This is a genomic window from Mesorhizobium sp. CA7, from assembly GCF_020165015.1.
Taxonomy (GTDB): Bacteria; Pseudomonadota; Alphaproteobacteria; order Rhizobiales; family Rhizobiaceae; genus Mesorhizobium.
Window position 1 is genome coordinate 121,191 of sequence record NZ_JAIUHH010000017.1, and the last position, 6,000, is coordinate 127,190.

The 6,000-nt window shown below is 64.4% G+C and carries 5 protein-coding genes; 2 read left to right on the forward strand and 3 right to left on the reverse strand.

Annotated elements, in window-relative coordinates:
- The first annotated feature begins 133 nt into the window (after positions 1-133).
- On the forward strand, positions 134-2,035 hold the full coding sequence (locus LB552_RS24170) for a type I secretion system permease/ATPase (RefSeq protein ID WP_263481771.1): 1,902 nt from the start codon (positions 134-136) through the stop codon (positions 2,033-2,035).
- A gap of 1 nt (position 2,036) precedes the next feature.
- Positions 2,037-3,338, forward strand: a complete 1,302-nt coding sequence (locus LB552_RS24175; protein WP_224610677.1) for an HlyD family type I secretion periplasmic adaptor subunit — start codon at positions 2,037-2,039, stop codon at positions 3,336-3,338.
- Between the two features lie 91 nt (positions 3,339-3,429).
- Here the strand turns inward: LB552_RS24175 and LB552_RS24180 are convergent, their stop codons facing one another.
- The 3 genes from LB552_RS24180 to LB552_RS24190 all read right to left on the reverse strand — a co-directional run bounded on the left by LB552_RS24180 (position 3,430) and on the right by LB552_RS24190 (position 5,929).
- A complete protein-coding gene (locus LB552_RS24180) occupies positions 3,430-3,969 on the reverse strand; it encodes a dihydrofolate reductase family protein (RefSeq protein WP_224610678.1) in 540 nt (179 codons plus the stop codon).
- Positions 3,970-4,087: 118 nt separating this feature from the next.
- Positions 4,088-5,395: an outer membrane protein gene (locus LB552_RS24185; protein WP_224610679.1), complete on the reverse strand. Its 1,308-nt coding sequence runs from the start codon at positions 5,393-5,395 to the stop codon at positions 4,088-4,090.
- A gap of 324 nt (positions 5,396-5,719) precedes the next feature.
- Positions 5,720-5,929, reverse strand: coding sequence for an Hpt domain-containing protein (locus tag LB552_RS24190; protein WP_224610682.1), 210 nt, complete (start codon positions 5,927-5,929; stop codon positions 5,720-5,722).
- Positions 5,930-6,000 lie beyond the last annotated feature (71 nt).

Below are 6,000 nucleotides of genomic sequence, written 5' to 3' on the forward strand. Positions count from 1 at the left end.
TTCAGCGCAGGCAAAGGTAAGGCTCGTCGCGCTGGTCCTGGTTGCTTGCGCTGTGCTGCTCCTTCTCGGCGGCAACGGCTGGCTTTCGTCAGGCCGGCTCGGGTCGATGGGGGAGACGCTTGTTGGTGTGGCGATGGTGGGCTTCGGCGGCTTGGCTTTGTTTCGCGCGCGCCGACCCACGCCGGACAGCGGCATCGGCAATATCGCCAGGCAAACCAACGCGCCTTCAGGCGGCAAACGGCCGGCAAAACCGACAGGCCGGCGAGCGCGATCCGCGCGCTCCGAACTCGCCGAGGCGCTTCGCTCCTGCCGGTCGGCCTTCCTCGCGGTCGGGTTGTTCAGCGGCGTGCTCAACGTGCTGATGCTTGCCGGCTCGCTCTACATGCTCGAGGTCTACGATCGCGTGCTGCCAAGCCGCAGCCTGCCGACACTCATCGGCATCACCGTGTTGTTGGTCATCCTCTATTGCGGCCAGGGCATTCTCGATTTTGTGCGCGGTCGGGTGCTTGTGCGCATTGGTGGCGCCTTGGATGAGGCGCTGGGCCGCCGTGTCTATGCGTCGATGCTGCAGTTGCCGCTGAAAAATGGGCGCGGGGGCGATAGCCTGCAGCCGATGCGCGACCTCGACAGCGTGCGTGCTTTCCTGTCCGGCATGGGGCCGACGGCGCTCTTCGATTTGCCCTGGCTGCCGCTCTACCTTGTCATCATCTTCATGTTCCATTGGTTGCTAGGCGTGACAGCGCTGCTTGGGGCCATCGTGCTGGTGGCTCTGACCGTGCTTGCCGAGCGATTGACGCGAAAGCCTGTGTCGTCCGGGACTTTGACGGGTATTCGGCGCAACGGTCTGATCTCGGCTGGGAGCCGCAACGCAGAGGTCGTCGCCGCCATGGGCATGGCCGGCGGTCTTACCGCGCGGTGGGAAGACGCCAACCTCGATTACATCGCCGAGCAGCGCAAGGTGAGCGACGTGGCCGGCGGTTTCGGCGCCATATCGAAGGTCCTGCGCATGCTGCTGCAGTCGTCGATGCTCGGTCTCGGCGCCTGGCTGGTCATCGAGGGGCAGGCAACGGCGGGTATTATCATCACCGCCTCGATCCTCAGCGGCCGCGCGCTGGCTCCGGTCGATCTTGCGATAGCCAACTGGAAGGGCTTCGTCACCGCGCGCCAGGGCTGGCAGCGGCTGAACAGGGTGCTGGCGGCGCTGCCGGCTGAAACCGAGCCGATGTTGCTGCCGCCGCCGAGCGCGAATGTCGGCATGCAGAACGTCTCGGTCGGCGCCCCGGGCACGCAGAGGCTGCTGGTCCACGATGCAAGCTTCGCTCTGGAGGCGGGCCACGGCGTCGGCATCATCGGACCGAGCGGGTCGGGAAAATCCACGCTGGTGCGCGCGCTTGTCGGCGCTTGGCAACCGGTCGCCGGCCGCATCAAGCTGGACGGCGCCGACCTCGATCAATGGTCGCAGGCCGAGCGCGGCCGCCATATCGGATACCTGCCGCAAGATGTCGAGCTCTTCGCCGGCACCGTGGCCGAGAACATCGCGCGCTTCGAGCCGGACGCAGACGCCGGCGCTATCATCGCCGCGGCCAAGGCGGCGGGCGCGCACGAGCTCATCGTCGGTTTCCGCGAAGGCTACGAGACCGAGATAGGCGAGCATGGCGAGGCGGTCTCGGCCGGTCAGCGCCAGCGCATCGCGCTGGCGCGCGCGCTTTATCGCGATCCTTTCCTCGTGGTCCTGGACGAGCCGAATTCCAACCTCGACATGGATGGCGAGCAGGCTCTGATCAAGGCCATGTTGGGTGTCCGCGAACGGGGCGGGGTTGTCGTGCTCGTCGCGCACCGGCCGAACGTGCTGGCGGCCGTCGATTTCGTGCTGGCCATGAATCAGGGACGCGTCCATGCCTTCGGCCCGAAGGACGAGGTGTTCGCCAAGATGTTCCCGACGCTGCGGCCGGTGCCGACCGGCGCCCCGCAACTGAGAGTGGCTTCCGACGGCCCCCATCTGGCCGTTGCCGACGGAACCGAGGCAGGGCGCTGACATGGCTGCATCAGGCGCCTCGCATTTATCCATCCGCTTCTACACGCGGCTTGGCATCGGCGTGGTGCTCCTGCTTGCGGGCGGCGTCGGTGGCTGGGCATCGGTCACCGAGATCGCCGGCGCGGTCATCGCCCCCGGCACCCTCGTCGTCGATTCCCACGTCAAGGACGTGCAGCATTCCACCGGCGGCATCGTTGCGGAGATCGATGCCCGGGACGGCGACCACGTGAAAGCGGGAGATCTTCTGGTCCGTCTCGACCGCACTGTGCCGGCAGCCAACCTTGGCGTGGTGAGCAAGGCGCTCGACCAGCTCGCCGCGCGCAAGGCGCGCCTCGATTCGGAGCGCCGCGGCAGCGACGCCATCATCTTTCCGAACGAGCTTTTGGACCGCATTGCCGATCCTGACGTCGCCGAGGCGGTGGCAGGCGAAAAGCAGCATTTCGAGACACGGCGCACGTCGCGCGCGGGCCAGAAGAGCCAGCTTGGGGAACGCATCGCCCAACTCGAGAAGGAGATCGCCGGCGACACGGCGCAGGCTGAGGCCAAGAGCAAGGAGATAGAGCTGGTGCAGAAGGAGCTTGCCTCGGTGCGTACGCTCTGGGCCAAGAAGCTCATTTCCATCGACCGGCTGACCCAGACCGAGCGAGAGGCCACGCGCCTCGACGGCGAGCGCGGCCAGCTGATTGCGGCCCAGGCTCAGGCGCAGGGACGGATTGCCGAGATCAAGCTGCAGATCATCCAGATCGATCTCGACCTCAGCACCGAAGTGAACAAGGACCTGCGCGACGTCGACGGCCAGATGGGCGAGCTTCTGGAGCGCAAGGTCGCCGCCGAGGACCAGTTGAAGCGGGTCGACATCCGCGCGCCGCAGGACGGCGTCGTGCAGCAGTCGATCGCCTATACGATCGGCGGCGTGGTGAAGCCGGGCGAGACGATCATGCAGGTGGTGCCCGACAATGACAGCCTTGCGGTGGAAGCCAAGATCGCGCCGAGCGACATCGACCAGCTGTGGGTCGGCCAGCCCGCTTCGCTGCGCTTCTCGGCCTTCAACCAGCGCACCACGCCGCAGATCGACGGCGTCGTCGAGCGGACCTCGCCCGACATCACCATCGACCAACGCACGGGCGTCAGCTATTACACGGTGCGCATTACCACGACGGCCGCCGAGGTCGCGCGGCTCGGCGAGGTCAAGCTGGTTCCCGGCATGCCGGTGGAATCCTTCATCAGGACCGAGGATCGCTCGGTGATGTCTTATCTGGTCAAGCCGCTGCAGGATCAGATCAGCCGGGCTTTTAGACAGTAGGCCACCAGTATGTTTCACCGTTTCACGGAAACTGCGAAACGCCCTATCTTTTTGTTTTGGCGCATTCCGGGCGGAAAACCGCCCCTCTCGTCTAACTTTTCGCGACCGCCCTGTATTCCATCGCCACCACGCCATTGCTGAACGGCACGGCCGAGACAAGCTCCAGCGCTGTCGGTTTGTCCGAAGGAAAAAGCCGTTCGCCCTGACCTGCGGCTGCCGGATAAACGAGCAGTCTGAGGGTATCGACAAGGCCAACACCGAGCAGTTGCCGGGCGAGATTCACGCTGCCATGCACATAGATGTTGCCGCCGCTTCGTTGCTTCAGCCGGGTGACCGCATCGGTAAGGGGGCCTTCGAGCAATTCGGCCGGATGCCAGTCGACCGCTTTCAAGGTCGCCGAGGCGACATATTTCGGCAGCGCGTTGAAGCGGTCGGCGAAGTCGCCTTTTTCGGCAGGCCAGTGGCCGGCAAAGATTTCGTAGGTCACGCGTCCGAGAAGCATGGCGCCGCTGTCGGCAAGCTCATCCTCCTTGAAGGCCTGCATCTCGTCGGTCCAGGCGACGTTCGGCAGCCTCTCGTGCTCGGCGATTCCGTCGATGGTGATGAATTCGGTGACGATGAGCTTTCTCATGGCATCCTCTATTGGTTAGGTCTCGCACCATAGGACGGCCACGCCGGCGCGTTCCCGACAAAATAAAAAAGCCCGCCGGAATGACCGGCGGGCTTTCGCTTTGGCTGGAGGCCTTTGCTTAGTTGAACTTGTACTTGGCGTCGATCCGAACGGTGTGGAAGGACGGCGTCGCCATCGCGAGACCGCTCGGGATCGGCAATGCATCCGAGAAGTCTTCCTTCTCGAATTGCGAGTAACGGTATTCGATGCCGACGGTCATCTTGTCCGACAGGGCAGTTTCCAGGCCCGCGCCGACCGAGAAGCCACTGGAGCCCCAATCGGCGTCGAGCGGTGCCGGAGCATCGAGCTTGAAGTGCTGCCAGCTGTAGCCAGCGAGCGCGTAGGCCAGCGTCGCCTCGTTGACCTTCATGCCGATGCGGCCAAGCACGTCGAAACCATAATCGGTATTGAGGTTGATCGAGTCGACACCCAGGAACCCGCCCAGCTCAAGCTTCGACTTGATGCCGGAGAGACGCGCGTCGACGAGGCCGCCGACCACCCAGCTGCCCATGTCCTGGTCGTAGCCGATGCTGGCTTCGCCGAACACGCCTTCGCCGCCGAGGCCATTGAACTTGGCGCCGGCGAGCGGCGGAATCTCGATCTGGTGCACGACCGCGCCGGCGCCGAGCCCACCGCCGACATAGAAGCCGGTCCAGTTGTACGAAGGCGTCTCGAAGCTGGCGCCGCCGCCGTCATTGGCGTTGAAGCGATAGCTGGCGGCGACCTCGAACGTATGGCGCGAGGTGTCCAGGTTGAGCGTGCCGTCCGGCACCGGCAGGCCTGCATCCGAGAGCAGGCTGTCGTTGGTGCTGAAGCGGGTGTAGCGATACTCGCCCTTCAGCGTCCAGTTGCTGTTGATCGCCGTTTCAACACCGGCCCCGACAAAGTAGCCGCCCTGGTCCCAATCGAAACCGAAGCCGGCATTGGTGTCGAGCTTGTACTTCTGCCAGGCATAGCCGCCCAGGACATAGCCCAGCGTGGTCGGCGTCAACAGGTAGCCGGCGCGCACGCCGACGTCGAAGCCGTAAGTTTCTTTGATATCGGCATTGAAGCCGCCGGCATCGAGCGAGGTCTTGATCGTGCCGACGTGGGCGTCGATCAGGCCGCCGAGCAGGAAGCGCTGCGAGACCATGTAATCATAGCCGGCAGTCACCTGGCCGTAGACGCCTTCGCCGCCGATGCCGTTCAGCGAAACAGGCACAAAATCGCTGCTGAGCTTGTGCACATTGGCGCCGGCGCCGACGCCGAAGCCGACATAGATGCCGCTCCAGTTGAAGCCCGGAGCCGCCTGCTCCTGGACCACGTCGGCGGCCTGCGCGGCCGATATCAAAGCGACGGCCGAAACGGCGCCCAGCAAAACAGATTTCGTGGAAATACGAAGAAGCATAGCCCATAACCCCAAGTTAAAACCCGACGAGGTTCTAGCAGGGGTTGCGGGAATTTGTGGTGGCAAAAATACCACACCCATGGGCAAACTGCCGTTACGACAGGTACAAGCAGGCGATGCTCCCAAAACGGCCAGCGGGACGGCGGCGATCATTTCAACACGGGCGATGGGAGGCGCTCACTAGATTTCGGATAGGTTTTGCCGGCGGCTATCGGGAAAAAGAAGCTGGAAAATCATGATCGAGATCTGGCGCTCACTCCCGGCCAATCTTGCCCGGCGGCGCGAAGAAATAGGCGCGCCCGCCCGCACAGGCCAGCGCGCCATTCAAGCCAGCGTCCGCTCGATCTCCGCGATCAAACCATCGAGCGCCGCGCGAACCGCCCCGCCATCCACCTGCTCGATGAGCAGCGTCTCCAGCACTGGGGCCCGCGCGCTGATCTCCGCAAAGCCGAACGTGCCGGCGGCGCCTGCCAGTGAATGGGCGAGACGGATCAGCGGATCGTTACCGGGTAGGGAGCAGCCTGATGCGCCGATTGCCTTTCAACTGCGAGCTGATCGGCGCAGCGGGCGAGGCAACGTTGGCGCAGAGGGGCGAAGGGGTTGGT

Coding starts and splice junctions, on each gene's coding strand:
- LB552_RS24180 (WP_224610678.1), bottom strand. CDS start 3,969: ATGAGAAAGCTCATCGTCACCGAATTCATCACCATCGACGGAATCGCC.
- LB552_RS24170 (WP_263481771.1), top strand. CDS start 134: ATGGTGGGCTTCGGCGGCTTGGCTTTGTTTCGCGCGCGCCGACCCACG.
- LB552_RS24175 (WP_224610677.1), top strand. CDS start 2,037: ATGGCTGCATCAGGCGCCTCGCATTTATCCATCCGCTTCTACACGCGG.
- LB552_RS24185 (WP_224610679.1), bottom strand. CDS start 5,395: ATGCTTCTTCGTATTTCCACGAAATCTGTTTTGCTGGGCGCCGTTTCG.